The 17,720-nt window shown below is 56.8% G+C and carries 15 protein-coding genes; 6 read left to right on the top strand and 9 right to left on the bottom strand.

Annotation, left to right across the window (positions count from 1 at the left end; all coding sequences use genetic code 11):
• Positions 1-10: 10 nt before the first annotated feature.
• The 6 genes from VFU50_02665 to VFU50_02640 all read left to right on the top strand — a co-directional run bounded on the left by VFU50_02665 (position 11) and on the right by VFU50_02640 (position 6,703).
• The gene (locus tag VFU50_02665; GenBank protein HEU5231735.1) at positions 11-982 is read left to right on the top strand and encodes a hypothetical protein; all 972 of its coding nucleotides are present in this window, start codon (positions 11-13) and stop codon (positions 980-982) included.
• A gap of 25 nt (positions 983-1,007) precedes the next feature.
• A complete protein-coding gene (gene rnc, locus VFU50_02660; protein ID HEU5231734.1) occupies positions 1,008-1,805 on the top strand; it encodes a ribonuclease III in 798 nt (265 codons plus the stop codon).
• Complete coding sequence (gene lepB / locus VFU50_02655) at positions 1,802-2,707, top strand: signal peptidase I (protein HEU5231733.1); 906 nt, start codon at positions 1,802-1,804, stop codon at positions 2,705-2,707. Before rnc ends, lepB (VFU50_02655) begins: the two co-directional genes overlap by 4 nt.
• Positions 2,708-2,734: 27 nt before the next feature.
• Positions 2,735-3,532: a signal peptidase I gene (gene lepB, locus VFU50_02650; GenBank protein HEU5231732.1), complete on the top strand. Its 798-nt coding sequence runs from the start codon at positions 2,735-2,737 to the stop codon at positions 3,530-3,532.
• Entirely contained in the window at positions 3,533-6,067 is a 2,535-nt protein-coding gene (locus VFU50_02645) for an AsmA family protein (protein ID HEU5231731.1), read from the top strand.
• A gap of 72 nt (positions 6,068-6,139) precedes the next feature.
• Positions 6,140-6,703, top strand: a complete 564-nt coding sequence (locus VFU50_02640; protein HEU5231730.1) for a hypothetical protein — start codon at positions 6,140-6,142, stop codon at positions 6,701-6,703.
• Positions 6,704-6,875: 172 nt separating this feature from the next.
• Here the strand turns inward: VFU50_02640 and VFU50_02635 are convergent, their stop codons facing one another.
• From VFU50_02635 to tsaA, 9 genes are all read right to left on the bottom strand, one after another.
• Positions 6,876-9,542 (bottom strand): ABC transporter permease, encoded by a 2,667-nt coding sequence (locus VFU50_02635; GenBank protein HEU5231729.1) that lies wholly within the window; start codon positions 9,540-9,542, stop codon positions 6,876-6,878.
• A 33-nt stretch (positions 9,543-9,575) separates the two neighbouring features.
• A complete protein-coding gene (locus VFU50_02630) occupies positions 9,576-12,221 on the bottom strand; it encodes an ABC transporter permease (GenBank protein ID HEU5231728.1) in 2,646 nt (881 codons plus the stop codon).
• Positions 12,222-12,229: 8 nt separating this feature from the next.
• Positions 12,230-12,559 (bottom strand): PadR family transcriptional regulator, encoded by a 330-nt coding sequence (locus VFU50_02625; protein ID HEU5231727.1) that lies wholly within the window; start codon positions 12,557-12,559, stop codon positions 12,230-12,232.
• A 158-nt stretch (positions 12,560-12,717) separates the two neighbouring features.
• Entirely contained in the window at positions 12,718-14,010 is a 1,293-nt protein-coding gene (locus tag VFU50_02620) for an amidohydrolase family protein (GenBank protein HEU5231726.1), read from the bottom strand.
• Between the two features lie 71 nt (positions 14,011-14,081).
• Positions 14,082-15,152 (bottom strand): alpha/beta fold hydrolase, encoded by a 1,071-nt coding sequence (locus VFU50_02615; GenBank protein ID HEU5231725.1) that lies wholly within the window; start codon positions 15,150-15,152, stop codon positions 14,082-14,084.
• 67 nt (positions 15,153-15,219) lie between these two features.
• Positions 15,220-15,978 (bottom strand): alpha/beta fold hydrolase, encoded by a 759-nt coding sequence (locus tag VFU50_02610; protein HEU5231724.1) that lies wholly within the window; start codon positions 15,976-15,978, stop codon positions 15,220-15,222.
• Positions 15,971-16,594 (bottom strand): RdgB/HAM1 family non-canonical purine NTP pyrophosphatase, encoded by a 624-nt coding sequence (gene rdgB, locus VFU50_02605; GenBank protein HEU5231723.1) that lies wholly within the window; start codon positions 16,592-16,594, stop codon positions 15,971-15,973. Before rdgB ends, VFU50_02610 begins: the two co-directional genes overlap by 8 nt.
• A 22-nt stretch (positions 16,595-16,616) precedes the next feature.
• Positions 16,617-17,171, bottom strand: a complete 555-nt coding sequence (locus VFU50_02600; GenBank protein ID HEU5231722.1) for an inorganic diphosphatase — start codon at positions 17,169-17,171, stop codon at positions 16,617-16,619.
• Positions 17,172-17,225: 54 nt separating this feature from the next.
• Positions 17,226-17,672, bottom strand: a complete 447-nt coding sequence (tsaA, locus tag VFU50_02595; GenBank protein ID HEU5231721.1) for a tRNA (N6-threonylcarbamoyladenosine(37)-N6)-methyltransferase TrmO — start codon at positions 17,670-17,672, stop codon at positions 17,226-17,228.
• Positions 17,673-17,720: the final 48 nt, after the last annotated feature.

The raw sequence follows: 17,720 nt of genomic DNA, 5'->3' as shown, positions 1-17,720 counted from the left end.
TCTTTAGCTGATGACGAAATCATCCTTTTCTTTGATCCGTAAACGCGGCTTGGTTTCCCTGCTATGCGCGATTGCGCTTAGCGGCAGTGCTGTGTGCCAGACCGGAACTACGCCGCAAACGACGCAGACGCCGTCAACTTCGGCGCCCGAGGTAACTTCCGTGCCGGTGCAGAATCCGCCCCAGGCTCCTGCCGCACCCGCTACGCCTCAAGCTCCAGCCCTTCCGCCACACAAGGCGCCCCCTTCGGCCAAGACCGCCGACGAGTTTGCGGCATATAACGCCGCGGCGAGTAATCCCGATACAGCGGCCGCGGAGAAAGCTGCTGACGATTTCGCCACGAAATACAACCAGAGCGATCTGCGCGGGCTGCTTTACTCGAACATAATGCGCCGCTATCAGCAGGCAAACGACTCGGACAAGACGCTGGAGATGGCGCGCAGGGTCCTCACATACGAACCCAACGATCCCGTCGCGCTCGTAATGGCCGCCACCGTGCTTGCCGAACGTACTCGTGAGGGCGACTTAGATCGCGAAGAGCGCTACGACGAAGCGGTGAAGTATGCACAGAGAGCGCTGGAGACGTCCAAAACCGATCTGATGGTGCCGGCGAATGCCACCGCTCAACAAATCGAGTCAGCGGAAAAGGTGTTGCTTTCGATGGCGCATTCGGCGCTCGGAATGGTTGATTTAAACCGTAAAAATGATGCCGCAGCGGTGCAGGAGTTTCAGCAGTCGATCAGCTTAAGCACTCCAGGGCAGGTGGAGCCTCTCACCTACCTTCGCTTGGCACTCGCGCAGGACCACCTGAAGCAATATGCCGACGCGTTGACTTCCGCGAATAAGGCCGTCGGGAGCTCTCCGGCAAACTCTCCGGTGGCGATGCTGGCGAAGCAGGAAGTCGATCGATTGTCGAAATTGCAGGGTAGTGGAACCACCGAACCTGCCCCAACCCAGCCTCAGGGAACTTCATCTCCTAAATAGAAGAGGCTTTTGCCTGTCTGCGCCGATGAAACCCGAAGACTTCTCCCATCTCGAATCGGCGCTCGACTACAAGTTCGGCAATCCGGATCTGCTCCGGCAGGCGCTCACTCACAGCTCGCTCGCGCATGAAATGGAGATGAAAGCCGTGGTTGAAGGCGGTGATCCGCCGGAAACGGAGCGTCCACCATCCGCCGACAACGAACAGTTTGAGTTTTTGGGCGATGCAGTTCTGGGATTAGTCACCAGCGAGCTGCTATTTCAGCGCTTTCCAGACTTCCGCGAGGGCCGTCTATCGAAGATGCGGGCTCATCTCGTGAGCGCCAGACATTTGGTGAAGGTCGCGCGCGCTTTGCATCTCGGGCGCTACCTGCTGCTGGGACGAGGCGAGGAGCACAGCGGTGGACGATCCAAACCAGCCCTGCTGGCCGACGCCTTAGAGGCTCTGATTGCCGCCGTCTACCTCGATGGCGGCATGGAACCGGCAAAAAAGGTGATTATCAACACGATTTTAGAGCCGGAATTGAAGCGCTTGGAGTCTAGTCCTAATGTGGACGACCACTTCACCGACTTTAAGTCGGCATTGCAGGAGTGGGTCCAGGCCAAGGGATTGGCGCAGCCGGTCTATTCGGTGCTGAACGAGAGCGGCCCAGAGCATCGGAAACTGTTCACGATGCAGGTGCGTATCCAGGAGCAGGGAGCCGAAGAGGCGATCTACGTGGCGTCGGGAGAGGACTCAACCAAGAAGAAGGCCGAGCAGCAGGCCGCTCGGGTGGCGTTGGACTATTTGCGCTCGCAGCAACCAGTTCCGGCAGAATCTGCATGAATGAGCACACCGATTTTCCGGTCGAGCCGGTGACTGATGCCGCCGTTAGCGAGCCAGCCGAGCATGAGGTGAACTATGCTCCGGCGGCGGCATCGAACGGCTCAGAATTCGTTACAACTGAGGCGAATTGCTCGCCGACTCCCGCCGCTGCCGCTGCAGGTGCGCCCAAAGCACGAGGCAGAAAAGAAGTGGGCGAGTGGATGGGCGGCATCCAGTGGCTCTGCTCGACGGTCGTTCTGGCGGTTTTTGTGATCACATTCCTCGCCCAGGCTTTCCAGATTCCCTCGGACTCGATGGAAAATACGCTGCTTGTCGGGGATTACCTGCTCGTCGATAAGGTTCATTACAGCGAGAGCGGGATGTGGAATTGGCTGATGCCGTACTCGCCCATTCATCGCGGCGACATCATCGTTTTCCGCTATCCAGTGCATCCGCAGCAGCATTTTGTGAAGCGCGTCGTCGGAGTTCCCGGAGATCGCGTGCATCTCTTTCGTGGAAAGGTCTTCGTCAATGACAAAGCTTTGGACGATTCGGCTTTCGCCATCCACAGAGGCCTGCAGTTTGATTCGTATCGCGACAATTTTCCCTCTGGCAATTACATCAGTCCCGAGGTGAATTCGAGCTGGTGGGTAGAGATGCACAACGTGCTGCACAATGGCGAGATCGTTGTACCGCCGGGCAATTTCTTCGTGCTCGGCGACAATCGCGACGACAGCCTCGACAGCCGTTATTGGGGATTCGTGCCGCGCGAGAATATCACTGGGCGGCCGTTCCTTATCTACTGGTCGGTCCAGCGCGAGGAGACCGCTGCCTCGGATGGTAGACTAGAACGTCTGCTGTACACGCTCGTCCACCTGCCAGAGGACGCTCGTTGGGACCGGACATTTCACCTGGTCCGCTGATTTCTGCCTGGTCTGGAATATCCAACCGTGAAAACTGACGTACTTGTATCGAAAGAAAAGAAGACGGCAGTTGAGTCTGCCCGTCAGGAAAAGAAAAAAGAAACTCCGATGGAGTTCCTCTCTTCCATGGCGGTGGTGCTCGTCACTGGGCTCTTCATCATTACATTCAACATCCAGGCTTTCGAGATTCCCTCCAGCTCAATGGAGAACACTCTGCTGATCGGCGACCACGTTTTCGTCGATCGCATCACCATCGCCCCACCCACGCATTGGGCAGCTTTCGAGCACTATCGGCCGATTCAGCACGGGGACATTATCGTCTTTCTCTCGCCCGAGACTCCCGGCCTCTATGTGGTGAAGCGCGTGATTGGGATTCCAGGAGACAAGATCCATCTTCGCGATGGTGTGGTGTATCGCAATGGAGTGGCACTGAAAGAGCCATACGTAATTCATACTCAAGGCAATTACGATCCATATCGCGATAATTTCCCGGCGGTTCCGGCTTCCGAATCGGGCATTCGTGTCGCTTCCGGATGGCCGGTGATGGCCGGTGTGATGCGCGACGGAGATGACATCGTCGTGCCTCCCGACAGCTATTTCGGTATGGGCGACAACCGCGACGTCAGCTACGACAGTCGCTACTGGGGCTTTGTCCCGCGCGAGAACATCATCGGACGCCCCCTGTTCGTATATTGGTCGTTTGAAACTCCAGCCGATCAATGGCAAAAGACCGATATGGGAGATCGGATCGCGTTCCTGGGACACGTGGCTCTCCACTTCTTCGATCAGACCCGCTGGAAGCGCATGTTCCACCTGGTGCACTAAATGTCGCTGCGGAGCAAGCGAACCCGCATTTATCTCGCGATTGCGATTGTGATTGCGCTGGGATTTCTTGTCCCTCCAAGCATCAATCTCAATCGCTTTCGCGCGAAGCTGTCCGAATCGCTCTCGCGATCACTCGGGCGGCAGGTCAGCGTGCAGGATGTTCGGCTTCGTCTGCTCCCGCTTCCTGGATTTACGTTTCGCCAGCTGAGAATCAGCGACGACGAATTCAGCGCCGAGCCTATTTTGCAGACTGGGGACGAGAATGGCGTAGCGACACTGCGCATCTCCTCGCTCTGGCGCGGAAGACTGGAGATCGCCAGCGTGTCGCTCACGCAGGCAAGCCTGAATCTGGTCCGCGATGCGAGTGGCCACTGGAACATGGAGCGTCTGGTAAACCGAGCCGCTCAAGTGCCGACAGCTCCCACAGCCAGGAAAAAGCCCGAGTGGAGACCGCGATTCCCCTACATTGAAATCACCGAAAGCCGAATCAACTTTAAATTCGGTCCGGAGAAAAAACCGTTTGCGCTTTCTGACGCGCAGTTTGCCTTGTGGCTTGCTGCTGAAAACCGGTGGAACGTACGGCTGAAAGCTATCCCGCTGCGAACGGATGAGAGCGTCACCGACACGGGCACAATCAAGATTTCCGGCTCGTTTGATCGAGCCTCAGAATTTGCCAAGACGCCATTCCATTTTCAGTTCACATGGGAGCAGCCCGAAGTGAACGCAATCGCGCAGATTGTTCATGGACACGATCCGGGCTGGCGCGGTGCGGTCGATCTGAATGCCGAGCTCAAGGGCACGCCGGCTGACTTCGCGACTCGTCTCAATGCCGATATTGAGGAATTTCGCCGCTATGACATCGCGCGCTCGACTCCTTTCAATCTGCATATCAACTGTGAGCAGCGCTTCCGGGCGAACATTGTGGAGACTAGCGCAAAAGATCAACTCGATTTCGATTGCAAGGCTCCGCTAGGCTCCGGAGTGCTCAATGCCCAAGGCGAGCTTCATCCGCTCGGCACGGCTTCGGAATATTCTGCGCGGCTCGTGGCCAGCGAAGTTCCTCTCGCGTCTCTGGTGCGAATGGCGCTGCACGCCAAGAGCACGCTGCCAAGCGATTTGAATGCCGACGGCACTCTCGACGGGAGCTGGACGATCGAAGGCTCTGCAGGTTCTCCCACAATATGGAACGGCACATTCACGGCGACCAATGCTGTAGTGCGTTCTCATGTTCTTGAGCACGCTCTCCTGTTCCCACGAAAAGTTGTAGTCAATTTCGAGCCTGCGCAGAACACAAACCTGACAGTGCGCCACGCCGAGGTGACAATTCCATACTCGCGCGCGGTGCTGGAACCGGTCGCACTCGATTTGGGTGGTGACGCAACTCTATCAGCCGCCATCGATCCCAGTGAGTACAGCATCGAGTTGCACGGAAACGTGAATTGGCAGCGCTTGACTCAGATTGCGCGGTGTGTCGGTTTGCATCCACCGTCGGCGGATCTCAGAGGTTCTGGAGAAATTGACGCGCGCTACTCGGGAGAGTGGCGGCATTTCGCTGCTCCAACCGTCAGCGCGCAAGCGCAGATTCACACCGCAACTGTAGCGCTGCGCGGATTTTCCGAGCCGCTGCACGTAAGAGGAGGCACCTTCACCTTCGACGGCGACAGCTTCGCTGCCCAGGGGCTTCAGGCCAGCTTTCCTCACGCAAAACTGGAGCTTGTCGCTTCGATCTCGGGCTCGCATAAATGTGAACGTTATCTGGCGTGCAACTTGGATTTCACCTTGCAGGCCGATCAGTTGCGTGAAGCGGCTGTGAGAGAGGTACTGTCGGTTCCCAGTTCGGGAATGAATCTGCCGTTTTTCAGTTCCGGTAGGCAGTTCGAAGCCAAATGGCTGCTCGATATGCCTTCCTCAGGCACAATTTCTGTACAGCACCTGAGCCTTGCAAAGATCCATGCAGGTAACGCAAGCGCACAACTGGAAGTCGCGAGCGGCACGGTGCTGGTGAAGCGATGGACCGCGGATGTGTTCGGCGGAAAATCGTCGGGTGAATGGGCGTTTGATTTCTCCGGTAAAGCCCCCGCAATTAAGGCGCAGGGATCGTTGCGGCACGTCCATGCCGATCAACTCGAACATGCGCCTTCTGAAGATCACGCCTCCGGGTATGTGGATGTGAATTACCGCCTCTCCATGTCCGGCAGTAACGCCGATGCACTGACTTCGTCGCTTGCCGGCTCTGGTAATTTTTTGTGGCACAACGGAAGTATTCCAGCCTCCGCGGCAGATCAAGAGGCTCCTTCTGTGCTCAGCTTCGGCTTGTGGTCGGGACAGTTCGCGCTGGGAAAACAACGAGTGACCTTCGAAAGTACCAAAATGCTATCGCCATCAGGTGTGCGTGAAGTTAACGGCGAAATTGCGCTAAACCGCGCGTTGAACCTGAGGCTCGTCAAGAGCCAAGGCGCAGGAGTGCTTGCGAGCGAAAGCAGCCCGAAGCCGGGTGCTGCGCGGGAACAAGCAAAGCTCGATCAGTCTCGATGAGGTAGTTTTTTGTTTCGTGTCCATTCGAGATCGGCGCAATCACTATTCGGTGCCGCTACGTTTGCTGGCATTTTGGTTATTTTCGCGGTTCCAGCTTCGTCGCAGAAGACTTCATCCGGAGCGAAGCATTTCTCACCCTCGGCAGAAAGCTTTCAGAAGAAGCTCGACTATCTTGAGCGCAATGCAAAAGCCAGCCCGGTGCAGCGTCGCTCAACACAGCTCAACGCCGACGAAGCGAATGCCTGGTTTCGCGAGGGTGGATACAAGCTGCCGCAGGGCGTGCAGAAAGTTGTCTTTCACAGCCAGCCAGACACGATCGTTGCGAATGCCACGGTAGATTTCGATGAAGTAAAGCAAGGCAAGCACAACCTCAATCCACTGCTATCCGTCTTCAGCGGAGTTCATGATGTCGAAGTCACCGCGACGGCTTCGGCCCAAAATGGGCAAGGCCACGTCACGATTCAGACTGTTTCGATCGACGGAGTCGGCGTGCCGCATCTCGCGCTGGAGATGTTTGTGAAGAGGTACATCACTCCGAAATATCCCGGTGTTGGTCTCGACAACACATTTGCGATGCCGGACCGGATCGATTCTGCAACAGTCGGCCATGATTATGCGCTGCTGACACAGCATTAGTTCCGCGACTCTGCGCAGGTGCAGCACTGGACCAACGTGGAGCCGGCCGCCCTCGGCCGGGTTTTGGTAGCAAGGCCAAGTTGGGTTTTTCGTCCTGATAAGTGCTCCCAGCAGGTTATCTTCGAAGCTGAAGCAACAACCCCCGGCCGAGGGTGGCCGGCTCCACGTTGGTTCACTCAGCTCTTAGCGTGATCGCCGGATCCACCTGGGCTGCCCTCCACGCTGGAATGCAGCAAGCTATGGCTGAAATCGTTAACAGCACCGCGATTACGGCGCCGTAAGTGATCGGATCGAGATGAGAGATTCCCCACAGCAGGGTGACCAGCGCATAGCTCGCAGCGACGGCTCCGAGAAAACCGGTCGCGACGCCTGCGATGGTAAGCATCATTCCCTGTCGGACGATCAGGTTGAGAATATCGCCGCGCGTCGCACCAAGCGCAGCGCGCACGCCGATCTCTCGCGTGCGTTCGTTGACGGTTCCCGACAGAACTCCGTAAATTCCAGTCGCAGCGAGAAGCAACGCTACCAATGCAAATACTTCAAAAAGGATGAGAGCAAAGCGACGTTGCGCTTCGGTAGCCGAAACCAGACTCTCCATCGTGGCGATGCGAGGAAGCGGCACATCTTTGTCGATGGACCAGATTGCGTTTCGGACCGCAGGCACCAGCGCCGTTGGGTCGCCTTTTGCGCGCACGACGAGGCTTTGTACGTTGTCCACCCACGCCCAATGCGTCGTATAGAACGCATCTGCTTCTCCCACTGCCAGCGACAACTGCTTCACGTCGCCCACGACTCCGACGATTTCCGCCCATGGCGCGTCTGCGCGTCCCATATCGGGACCCATGCGCACGCGTTGCCCGATCGGATCCAGACCGTGGAATCGGCGTTTGGCCAGCGACTCGCTTATCAGCACGGGAACGGGAGCAGTCGTGCGATCTCGCTCATTCAGAAAACGGCCGCGACGAAGTGGAATTCGCATAGTCTGGAAATAATCGGGGCTCATTGCGTACCGGAAGGCAGCATCATCCTGGCGAGGGAAAGCTTCATACTCGATTCCGTACACTTCGTAATCACCGCTCAAGGGTAACTGGTTGACGAATGCCGCCGATTCCACTCCGGGAATGTGGCGCACGGCTTCTCGCGCCTCGTCGAACAGGCGAGCACGATCGTTGTCCTTGACATAGCGACTGCCCGATTCCTGTACTTCCATCGTCAGCAAGTGCGACGCGTCAAATCCCGGATCCACTGAGAACAAGCGCTGCAGACTTCGCAAAAGCAATCCCGCGCTGCAGAGGAGAACAAGCGCCAACGCGACTTCCGAGACGACCAGCGAACGGCGCACGAGTTGATGGCCGGCTGCCGTTTGACGTGCACTCTGCTTCAGGCTTGCTTGTGGATCGCTGCGCGCCGATTGAATTGCCGGAAACAGTCCAACGATTACTCCTATGCAGGTGGTGACAATGAACGCAAAGATCAGTACGGCAGTATCGACGCGAATGGCATCAACCCTCGGCAATCCCGGTGGACTCAAAGCCACTAAAGCTCGAACTCCCATTTCGGCAATAGCGATTCCCAATAATCCACCGAATACCGCCAGCAAAAGGCTCTCCGTGATCAACTGACGGATGAGTCGCTTTTGCGCAGCGCCCAGCGCCGCCCGCATCGCAAACTCTCCACGGCGCTGAGCAGCGCGAGCGAGAAGAAGATTAGTCACATTTACACAGGCAATCAGCAGCACGAGTACTACCGCCCCGAGAATCGCGAGCAATGCCGGTTTCACGCCGGCAGTTAGGTTGTCGTGCAGAGAAGTCAGAATCACGCCAGCAGGGATTCCCCCTGCTGTGTCAAAGCCTTTGGCATGTGCATTGCCGAATGGAGGCAGTAACGCATCGAGTTCACTCGTAGCTTGTTGCTCGCCGACTCCGGGCTTCAGCCGAGCAATCATAGTCAGGTGATGTCCCCATTCCGGACCGCCCAGGGGAAGTGAAGCGTTGTACTGCAACGGCGCCCAGACTTCCGCATTGGGAGAGAGGACATTCTCGAATCCTGGAGGCATTACGCCAATGACCGTGTAGCTGCTGGTGGCGTCAAACCCCCGGCTTGTCTCCAGTGTGATCGCGCGTCCGATAATGTGTGGATCCGCCGAAAAACGGCGACGCCACAGACGATCGCTGATGGTCAGGACATTCGGCCCATGGAACTGATCATCCTGCGGCTGAAAATCGCGGCCCAATGCCGGAACGACACCCAGCGAGCGAAAGTAGCCGACGCTGACGCGCTGTCCCCAGAAGAACTCTGGTTCACCAACTCCTACCATTGCGGGTCGCCAGACCTTCGTCACCGCCATGGCTTCGAACGATTGGCTTCGCTCCGCTATTCCCCGAAAGGTGGCAAAGCTCGGCAAACGCGATCCGCCGTCCTTCGTTTCGAAGACGGACATGATGCGGTCGGGGTGGGGATATGGCAGTGATTTGAAGAGAATCGGATTTACTGCGCTGAAAATCGCCGTAGTAGCGCCGATCCCGAGGCCAAGAATGAGGATGGCCGTGGCAGCAAAGCCCGGATTCTTCCGCAGTTGACGAATTCCGTATCGAATGTCCTGAACGGTAGTTTCGAAACGGAATTCTACGCGCTCGATACTGTTTTCTCTGACGCGCAGTTCGTTGCCGAATTGGCGGGCAGCTCTTGCCTGTGCAGCCTGCGCCGACATGCCATTCGTGCGAAGCTGCGCCTCGAGCTGTTCGCGGTGAAAATCTACCTCCTCGGCAAGATCGTGCTGGAATTGTTCGCGATGAAAAAAGCTCCAGATCTTTCTACCGAGCCGAAGAACCGCGTCCATAGAACTCCTCTCCCTCTGATCACACCGACCGCGTCATTCTGTTCGCAATGCTTCTGTCGGATTTACCGATGCTGCGCGGTGGGCCGGAAGAAAGCTGGCCAGCATGGCAGCTACCCCAAGTACCAGCGCGACAGACAAAAGCGTGGTCAAGTCCCACGAGCTGACTCCGAACAGTAGCTTGCGCATTAGAGAGGCTGCAAAGGCGGAAAAGGCCAATCCGGCAGCGATTCCCCAAAATGTAAGCCCACCTGCTTCCTGTAAAACCATGCGGTATACAGCCACGCGTTCCGCACCCAAGGCCATGCGGATGCCGATCTCGCGCGTTCTGCGGCTCACCGAATAGGCGATTACGCCATAGAGCCCTACGACACCCAATAGCAGTGCCAAGCCGGCAAAGCCCGCAATCACCCAGGTCGACGAACGATGCAGATATGCAGACTCCGACGAATTGATCCGGTCCATCATTGAGATCTGATCGAGAATGCCGAGACCGGGATCGACGCGACGAATGGCCGCGCTCATCTCGGGCAGCAGACTGTGTTCATCTCCAGCGGTGCGGGCAAGGACGGTGAAGTAATCGTCAGGGGCTTGATTGAAAGGAACATAAACCGCCGGCCATATTTCCGCATCGAGCGGTCCATCACGGACGTCGTCAACAACGCCAATCACTTCCTGTAAGGATTTCGGTGAAAGCGAAGTGTCCCCAATCTTTTTCCCGATTGGGTCCTCTCCGGGGAAGTATTTCTCTGCTAACGCGTGGTTGATAATGACGACATTTGGTTTGGACTCATCTTCAGAATCGTCGAAGTAGCGCCCGGCGAGCAATTTCGCCCTAAGCGTGGTGAAGAAGTCGCCGCTTACGTGTCGCAAATTCACTTCGTTGTGCTCGCCGTTATAGGGGTGTCCTAGAATCCGAATCCACGTAGTGTTTCCATTGAAGCTCACCGGAGGTCGTGTCGCCAGCGCAGCAGACTCCACGCCGGGAAGAGCGGACACGCGGCGAAGAATCTCGCGGCCGAGCGCAATCGACTGCTCGTCTTTTGAGTACTTCACATCATCACCAGCCACGGTTACGGTCGCGAGATGATCGGGCTCGAATCCCAGATCAACGTGCAGCAAGCGATATAGGCTCTTGCCCAGAAGGCCTGCGCCGGTCAGTAACACCATCGCGAGTGCCAACTCGACAACAACCAAATTCGATCCCAGACGCCGCCACGCCAGTCCGGCGGACGCGCGGCCTGCTTCGTTAAGCCCGTTCCTGATTTCCGACAGAGGGAGGCGCACAAGTGGAGTGACGGAGAACAACAGCACGCACAACGCGGCCACCGCCGCCACAAAGACGATCGCGTGCGAGTGCAACCCAAGCGCTTTCAGTTGCGGCATGTTCATCGCAACTTGTGGTGGAATCAACTTCACCAGCCCTTGCGTGGCGGCATAGGCGAACAATAGTCCTGTGAGACTTCCCATGCAGACCAACACGGAAGCTTCGACGATAAACTGCCTCATCAGCCGAGAACGCGATGCTCCGAGCGCGCCGCGCACAGCAATTTCGCGCTGGCGGCTCTCGGAGCGGACGAGCAGTAAGCTGGCGATATTAACGCAAGCAATGAGCAGAAGCAGCCCCGCGGCTGACAGCAACGCCAGCAGGATAGGACGCACCTTTCCCACCACAACTTCCGAGAAGGGAAGAACTGTCGCACCTTGGCCGCGATTGGAATCTGGATACTGCTTCTCCAACTGAGCGGCAATCACCTTCATTTCTGCAAGCGCCGTTTGGAAGGAAACGCCGTCTTTCAGCCGTCCGATGCCGTTCATGTTATGGCAGCTACGACGCGTGCTGCACGAATCCGCAGCGTGCAGCGTGGTCCAGAATGCAGTGCCACCGCGAGGTGGAAACTGGAAATCGCGAGGCAGAACTCCAACAATCACATAATCGACACCGCTGAGAGAAACCGTTTGACCGACCACGTCTTTTTTGCCGCCAAAACGGCTTTGCCAGGTTCCATAGCTCAGAATCACGGTGTGAGGCGCTGCGGGGAGGTCTTCTCCGGCATAGAAATCGCGTCCCAAAATGGGAGTGACGCCGATGGTGCGGAAGAAACCATCGCTCACTCTGGTGCCAAGGACGGGCTCCGCTCCGGTGTCAGTTCGCAGTAAGTAGCCGGTTCCGTCATAGACGTCCAAAGAGCTGAAGACGCTGTTCAGACGCTTCCAATCCAGATAATCGAGATAGGAAAGATCCGCGCGAGGAATCATGGCGATGCTTTCGGTCACATCGGCCAGACGGTTTGGATCGTGATACGGCAGGGGGCGAATGAGGACGGCATCGACAAACGCGAAGATTGAGACTGTCGCCCCGATGCCGAGAGACAACACCAGAATGGCCGTGATTGCGAACGCCGGGTTTTTCCGTAACTGCCGTAGCGAATACTTGAGATCCTGCAGCGCAGTCTCAAATTGAAACTCAATTACTTCATGACTGCGTTCTCTGAGACGCACTGAATTCCCGAATTGAAGAGTCGCGGCGTAACGCGCTGAGTCGGGACCTACTCCCGCCGATCGAAGCTGCTCTTCCTGTTGTTCGCAATGGAAAGCCATTTCTTCGGTTAGTTCGCGCTCAAACCGCTCGCGCGAGATGAAGAACCGGAGCTTGCGGAAAAGACGAAAAAGGGCGGTCACAACGGCTCCTATGCGTTCTGCAACACGCGAGTGATCGCGGCGATCATCTGCTGAAATTCAGAGAGCTCAACTCCCAACTGCTTCCGCCCAGAGCTTGTGAGCGTGTAATAGCGAGCGCGACGGTTCGTTTCCGTCATCTTCCATTCGGCTTTCACCCAGCCTTGCAGCAGCAGTCGCTGCAGCGCGGGGTAAAGAGAGCCCTCCTCAACCGTGAGCACCTCATCGGAAAGCTGTTTAATCGCCTGCGCAATGCCATAGCCGTGCAGCGGTGCACGGGTGAGAGTTTTGAGAATGAGCATGTCGAGCGTGCCGGGGAGAAGATCGGGCTTATTCGCCATGGACGATGTATAGGCTGTCTATGTATAGGCTGTCAAGGGGCCACCCCCGGGAGAGGCGAACACGAAGGTCACGAAGGCGATATAAGAGGTCACAAAGAGTGATTTGTCCGTGACCTCCTGTTTTGTCTTCGCGACCTTCGTGTTCGCTCTTCTTGGGCTTATTGTCGCGAACCGAAGTCATTGCGAACGACCTCGCCGCCTTTGATCACCATCTTCACGCGTCCCATAGCACTGATGTCGGCAATCGGGTCGCCATCGATCCCGATGATGTCGGCGTAGAAGCCTTTCTCGATTGAGCCCACTCGATCGGACCAGCCCATTATGTCCGCTCCATTAACAGTCGCGGCACGAATTGCATCGATCGGTTTCATTCCCCATTCGACCATTTTGGGAAACTGCTTCCAGTTGTCTCCGTGGGGATAGACCCCTGCGTCCGTTGCAAATCCCATCAGCGCTCCCGCCTGAAAGGCCTTTCGAAAGTTCTCGCGTTGCGTTCGTCCGACCTGGCGTTCCTTCGCGATTGATTCCGGCAGCATGCCGTGCTTTGCGCCTTCGGAAAGGATGTAGTCGTCGTTGTAGATGTCGAAGTCGAGGTAAGTGTGGTGCTGCTTGGCAAGAGCGATGCCTTCATCGTCAATGAGGCTGCAGTGTTCGATGCTGTCGATGCCGGCGAGAATGGAATCTTTGATCGACTGTGTTCCGTGCGCGTGAGCCGCTACTTTTCTTCCGAGCTTGTGAGCTTCTTCAGTGATGGCTCGCAGTTCTTCGAGCGTAAACTGCGGCGCACCCGGCAGATCGCCTTTGGAGAGAACCCCGCCGGAGGCAAGTACCTTGATTACGTCAGCTCCATACTTCACGTTTTCGCGAACTTTTTCCCGGGCTGCCCACGGACCGTTGGCCACGCCGTCTCCGTAATGATGAAACTCCCAGGGCAGCAGATTGTCATCGCCGTGTCCGCCGGTGATGGTCAGCGCCGGGCCAGACACTTGCATTCGCGGTCCGGGCACGTCGCCTGCGTTAATGCCGTCACGCAACGCGACATCGGTGAATCCATCCGCTCCTACGTTGCGCACGCTCGTGAATCCAGACATCAGGGTTCTGCGCGCATTCTTTGCGCCGAAGATTGCCTGGCGCGGAATGGAAATGCCCAGCTCGGAATAGCCAAAGCCTCCCTCCTCAGGATCGGAGGTGAGGTGCACGTGGACATCGATGAGCCCGGGCAGGCAGGCACCATGAACGTCAAGGACGCGCGCTCTGCCGGCAACGTCCGTTCGCCCTGCTGTCCCGACATCCGCAATGCGGTCGTTCTCGATCGTGACCACGGCGTTGTCGATGTATTTCCCTTGGCGTACGTCCAGCAGCTTGCTGCAACGCACAATGGTTTGAGAATAGAGGGCAGGAACAAGCCATAACAGGACAGACGAGCGCAGCACAAAGCCGATCCGCTTCATGGAATCGCCTCAAGAGATGAATGGAAAGCGCAAATAAATGTATCAGCTTCGAACTTCTCTTTCGCCACTCGTTAAGGAGCTCCGGCGGGTGGCGCCGATTCCTCCAATAATTGCTTCAGGTACTGCTGCCAGAAGATCGCCCAGGTATGAGTCCCATGTCCGTGAGTCTGAGCCGAGGCGGGAATAAGGACAAAGTGCCCGCGCTTGACGCGCTTGATCTCGCGCTGTGCGATTCCTAATTCGGGAGGATTGATGAAATCGTCGGCGGAGTTAATGTACATCACTGGGACCGTGATCTTCTCAAGATTGGGCGATGGATCGTAGTTGCGCGAAGAGTTCACCGCGTAGAGGAGGTCGTTTGCATCGAGCGTGTGTGTGACGCGCTTGCGATAGTTTTCCAAGTACTGGTCCGCGGCATCGCGCGTGGGGTACTGGATCTGCATTGGCAGCGGTGCGCTGCCGGCGATCAGCAGGAAGTCGGTTGCGATCTCCAGAGCCGCGCGAGGTTCGGTCGTGTAGTCGCCATTCTTCCAATCCGGATCGTTGCGGATGCCGTCGATCACCATCTTGCGCCAGATGCGATTGCGGCCGGCGATCTGCACTGGTTGGCACGCAAGCGGCATGAGTGCATCCATAAAGTCCGGATATGTCTCTCCCCACACCCACGAATGCATGCAGCCCATCGATGTTCCCATTACGAGACGCAGATGGTTCACGCCAAGGCCTTTTTCCAGCATCTCGTGCTGTGCGGCAATCATGTCGTCGTAATCGTATTGGGGAAAATGCGCGTGCATACCGTCGCTCGGCTTGCTCGATTTTCCGTGGCCGACGTTGTCGGGAAGGACGATGAAGTAGCGATTCACGTCGAGCAGTTGTCCTGGCCCGAACAGCACGCCTGCGAATTGCGGCGCCAGGAACTGGTGTCCACTTCCTCCGGTACCATGCAGGATCAGCACCGCATTGTCGACGAGACCATTGGCGTTGCGGTGCGGTTTGCCGAAGGTCGTGTAATGCAGTCTCAGTTCTTGTAGAGTTTCGCCGGAACGAAAATGGAAGTCGTGGGCGATGTAATCGCCTTCCTGCGGAGCAGGGAGGTTGCTGGGCGGAGTTGACTGCTGACCGAAGCACAAGAGCGGCAGCAAAAGAAGTAAGGCGGTCCAGAAACAGGTTCTAAAAGGATCGGCCGGAGAGCAGAGGCTCGCAGTTGTTTCAATCCTCCTTGTTGAAGAAGCGTTCGATCTGTCGCCAGCGCCGCCGCACGATGTATTCAGTTCCAATGTGTCCTCCTCGCGCGAAGGATTTTAGGGCCACGCTGGTATTGTCGGCAAAACGTTTCACTGAAATGTATGGGACGTATGGATCATCTTTGGCATGGAAGATCAGTATTTTTGTGGACGTAATCTCTTCAATGTGATGGGCGGGATTGTAAAAGGTTCCCGATCGCAATTTGTTCCAATTTCGTTGGGTGAGTCTGTAAGCGGTGCCGAATGCTTCTTGAATGTACGCAACGTAACTGGGATTGGAAGTCTCCGCGCGTTCCGAATGGGAAAGAATCGACCAATCCACGACCGGACAATTCGCGACGACTTTTTTCACTCTCGGATCAAGCGAGCATAGAATCGCAGCCGCTCCGCCAAAGCTGCCGCCGATCACGAATATCTCGCCTGCATTCACGCGAAATCGCTTGCCGAACGTGACTTCGCAGATTGGTTTCTTGAGAGCGTCGATAACATCCAGAATGTCTTCATGGGGAGAGAGCGCCAGAAACTGTCCTCCGCTCTCCCAAGCTCCGCGATAGCGCGGATAGAACACCCAAAAGCCCTTGTCAGCGAGAAAGTTCGCCAGGCCCTGCTTGCGTGGAATCGACGGCATGCCGTCGCACAAGACGATGACCTTTTCTTTTCGCGATCGACGCGCAGGCGGAAGAAACTCCACGACGATGTCTTTGCCGATTCTCGTTCTAAACATGGGCGTGCTTGCGCGCGTTCATCCACTCGAGAAACATACGAAAAGCCGCTCCGCGATGACTCACCATTAGCTTTTCCTCTCGCGAGAGCTCCGCGAACGACTTGCTGAGCTGCGGAAAGAAAAACAGCGGATCATAGCCAAAGCCGTTCCTGCCTCGAGCCTCACGCAGCAGCATACCGTTGGCGCGTGCTGTGAAGGTACGAAGAGTAGTTCCATTCTGGGCCGCTGCGATGGCGCACACGAACGCGCATTGACGCTGCGGATCGGAAATTCGTTCGGCGTTTCTCAGCAGTAAAGCATTGTTGGCAGCATCGGGATCGTGGGTGGAGATTCCTGCATCTTCGGCGTATCGGGCAGAGCGCACGCCCGGTTCGCCTCCGAGTGCGTCAACTACTAACCCGGAATCGTCCGCGATCAGAATTTCACCGGGCGCATGCCGGCTGTAGTACTCGGCTTTGAGACGGGCATTCTCCTCGAACGTAGTTCCAGTCTCTTCGGGAGGTTGGATTTGCTTGATGCCGGGCAGCGGCGCAACGTCTATTTCGAATACCCGGGCGGCGGCAGCGAAGTCAGCCAGCTTGCCGGGATTGGAACTGGCGACGAGCACGCGAGTCATCGCTGCTCATCATAAATGCGGTTCAGGCTGCGCGTTTCTTCCTGTGGTCGCCAGCATCTTTCATGCATTGTTCCAGCAGCTTCATAGCCCGTTTTGGGCCATGTACGCCAAGCGGATTGAACTGCTTTCCGCGAACCTGGTTGTAGCTGACGAAAAAGTGCTGAATTTCTTCGATCAAATGCGGATTCACGTCGCGCAACGACCGCAAGTCTGAATAGTCATTAGAATGTGCGGCGACCGCAATCAGCCGATCGTTACGTGTGGTCTTGCCATCTTCCGTCTGCTCGGCCTCGATCACGCCGACGAGCCGCGCGTCGATCAGACAGCCAGGAAATGCGGGCTCATCCATCAGCAGCAGAACGTCGATTGGATCGCCATCGGGAGCTTTCGTCGATGGAATGAAGCCAAAGTCGTACGGAAAGCTGCTGCCGACGGGCAGAACGCCACTGAGTGTGAAGACGTTCTTCTCTTCGTCGTACTTGAACTTATTGCGATGACCTTTTGGCGTCTCGATCACAACCGTGACTTCGCCATTCGAATTGCGGGCGGGCAGACTGGAAATAGTCGAGTTCTTCACATCAGCATAGAAGATTGTCTCTGCCCGCGGGTTGGATTGAACCCGAGCTGGGGCTCACTTCTGCCGCGCTTCGGCCTCAGCGAGCCATCCACGCCGCAGCTTCTCAGCAGGAATGCTGGAGAGGTATGGCTTGATGTCGAGAATCGGCGTTCCGTCGAGCATGTCGACCCCGCGCACGTGCAGCTCAAGACCATCTCGCCGCCGCAGCTCGACCACAGTCAGCGCAATCGGATTCGGACGCCGCGGTGATCGCGTGGCAAATACTCCGTGCGGACGATTGTCGGAAGGCGGACTGCCGAGCAGCTCAAACCCGCTACTCCGGTCAAACTCCCACAGAACGTACAAGTGAGAGAAACCTTCGACATCGGTCAGTCCCGTACCGAATTCCGGCAGAATACTGAGTACGCCGTCTACCTCGTGCTTCGCGCCCAGGCCTTTGGGAACTTCGTTGGTCGCCGTGTACTGGCTGCGCACGAATCCAATCGGACGCGAGGTGAACATCGACTACTCCGTTTGAGCTTGAAAGCCTGCTTTCGCTGCTCACAGCGT

It is taken from the genome of Terriglobales bacterium (assembly GCA_035764005.1).
Classification (GTDB): Bacteria; Acidobacteriota; Terriglobia; order Terriglobales; family Acidobacteriaceae; genus Gp1-AA112.
This window is presented reverse-complemented; position numbering and strand designations above follow the sequence as displayed.